Origin of the sequence: Vibrio sp. 05-20-BW147 (assembly GCF_013369385.1) — a bacterium.
GTDB lineage: Bacteria > Pseudomonadota > Gammaproteobacteria > Enterobacterales > Vibrionaceae > Vibrio > Vibrio floridensis.
In genome coordinates, this window is the sequence record NZ_SZTO01000045.1 from 1 (window position 1) to 2,225 (window position 2,225).

Below are 2,225 nucleotides of genomic sequence, written 5' to 3' on the forward strand. Positions count from 1 at the left end.
GGGATTCATGCCGCGTGGCATTTTTGGTATGCGGTGAGTTTTGGTAGTGAAAGTGGTGTGCGGAAAGCTGGTTTATGCGGCATTCACCCCTTAACGCGGCGTTATGTTTTAATCATAATTTTGAGAACTAAATTTAATATTTAAGGTAGTTTGATGGAAAATAAGAAAGGTCACTTGTCATTAATTAATCTGACACCTATGTTGACGTGGTTTTTAGTAGGCTTTGTTGCACAACTTGTATATCCTTTGACCAAACTAAATACAGACAATATGTCGATTACTACAATTCAGTTTGGATTGGCATTTTCAGTTATATTATGTCTATTGTCAGTAAGTATATCATTTCTATGGGAAAGTAAGCCCAATGACAGTTGTGTACTCCAGTTTCTCTATTCTTCATCAAAACAGCTCTTTGATCTTTGCCTTGGTGTGGTTGGTTTTTCACTAGCTTATTTTGTGCTCCATAAAGTGTGGGATATTGCCGCAATAATTTTAATCATATCTGCATTTCTAACTTTATTGATTAATCATGTGTTTCTAATAGTTTTTAGCCTAAAAGATGTAGGGACATTAAAAATGCTTGGTGCTAATAAATACAGTGATGATAGCTTTAAAATCCATAAATCAATCATTGCAATAATTTCTATCGTAGCACTGTGTATTATGATTTTTGGAGCTCTCTATTGGTTCCTATTTAAATAAAACATAACAAACTGTTTAAGAGTGATTCGCAACGCGTGACATTTTTACTATGCGTTGCGTTTAGTGTTTAAGGTAGTATGCTGCGGCTTTAGTATTGCGTTGCTCACACCTTAACAGGGCGTTAGCCCAATTCGGTAAAAATGGAGATTTAGGGACGAATGGAAGTTGTATTTGTAAGGCATGGAGTGCCTGACTACTCGTTATCTGACGAGCGAAAAATGAGCCAGCTTGAAAAAGATTATGCTCCTTTACATCGAGAGCATATCCATAAGTTGCACTCTGTTGCTCAAGAAATTCAGCTCGAGAACGCAGAAGTTATCATCTCTTCACCGTATACAAGAGCACTACAAACTGCCGAAATCATTAATCGTAAACTCGGTTTAGAACTCTTTGTTGAACATGACCTACGAGAGTGGCGAGCGGACTTGGATGGTGGTTATGTAGATCTTCAAGAACGAGATCGCCGTTGGCATGAGTATCGCGCTTCGCTGAAAAATAATGCGGAGCCCAATAATGTTCCGTATGAGTCTTGGATAGCGCTTAGAAATCGTGCAGAAAGCGTGTTATCGCGATACACGCATTATTCTAAGGTAATTGTCGTTTCGCATTTTAATGTGTTTGAAAGTTTGGCTGGCTACCAAGACAACGGTATTGGTTGCGGAAGCTATCGTTCGCTCACGTTGGGCAAATTGGGCTAACAAACGCTTCAAGAAGGACAGCCAACGCGCGGCATTTTTACAATGCGTTGGTTGTTGTGATTACGTTGTTATGCGGTAAGTTGGTAGTAGCGTTGGCTGCCCCTTAAGCGGGCGTTATGTGTCTCATAGGATAAATTTTCGCATGAATGGATATACTAAATGGGCTGTTTTGTTCGTGGCAGTCGTAGTCACAGGGTGTGATGGGCGAGTTAAAACCGAGAATGAATCAGTGGGCTTCTTTATCTCTTCTGAATCTGTGTCAGGAATTCCAATTTCAGATCTTGTCTCGTCTCTCGAAAATCTTCCCAATCAAGTTGGTGGATGTGATGCTGTATATCAAAAGCCAACAAATGAGTTGTTGATTCAGTGCTCAAAGAGAGGTTTCAATTATACGAATGGTCAAGTAGAGGCAGCATTATCACAAGATGTTGACTTAAAAGTAGCCGAAATTCATGGGCAGCTTATTTACAAATGGTCAGTGAATGACATTAATTGCTCTATAGCAATTGAGGAGGAAAATGACATTTTCGAGCTTTGGTGTGGACGAGGCACATAACAAACAAAAAAAAACATAACAAACGCTTCAAGAGGGACAGCCAACGCGCGGCATTTTTACTATGCGTTGGTTTTTGTGGTTACGGTGTTATGCGGAAAGTTAGTAGTGGCGTTGGCTGCCCCTTAAGCGGGCGTTATGCTTAATCACGTATAATCAGTGGCTTATTGTTTTTCGTTGTTCCCTCGGCTTTTCAGTTCGGTGCTTGTCGGCAAGTTAGCTCCATTGGGTGCTGTTTTTCGGACACTTATTCTTTGGCGCTGAAAATTCAG

General features: G+C 40.2%; 4 protein-coding genes. All 4 read left to right on the forward strand.

Annotated features, from left to right (window positions below):
• Nucleotides 1-144 (forward strand): DUF3265 domain-containing protein (locus FC652_RS19485; protein WP_176299833.1); only part of this gene is annotated, 144 nt, incomplete at its 5' end.
• Between the two features lie 9 nt (nucleotides 145-153).
• Nucleotides 154-702, forward strand: a complete 549-nt coding sequence (locus FC652_RS20660; protein ID WP_029831895.1) for a hypothetical protein — start codon at nucleotides 154-156, stop codon at nucleotides 700-702.
• 158 nt (nucleotides 703-860) lie between these two features.
• Nucleotides 861-1,400 carry a histidine phosphatase family protein gene (locus FC652_RS19500; protein ID WP_176299834.1) on the forward strand — a complete coding sequence of 180 codons (540 nt, stop codon included), beginning with the start codon at nucleotides 861-863 and terminating at the stop codon, nucleotides 1,398-1,400.
• Between the two features lie 142 nt (nucleotides 1,401-1,542).
• A complete protein-coding gene (locus tag FC652_RS19505) occupies nucleotides 1,543-1,956 on the forward strand; it encodes a hypothetical protein (RefSeq protein WP_038970060.1) in 414 nt (137 codons plus the stop codon).
• The last annotated feature ends 269 nt before the right edge of the window (nucleotides 1,957-2,225 follow it).

What these genes read in the sequence shown, in the direction of transcription:
- FC652_RS20660 (WP_029831895.1), top strand. Translation starts at nt 154, where the DNA reads ATGGAAAATAAGAAAGGTCACTTGTCATTAATTAATCTGACACCTATG.
- FC652_RS19500 (WP_176299834.1), top strand. Translation starts at nt 861, where the DNA reads ATGGAAGTTGTATTTGTAAGGCATGGAGTGCCTGACTACTCGTTATCT.
- FC652_RS19505 (WP_038970060.1), top strand. Translation starts at nt 1,543, where the DNA reads ATGAATGGATATACTAAATGGGCTGTTTTGTTCGTGGCAGTCGTAGTC.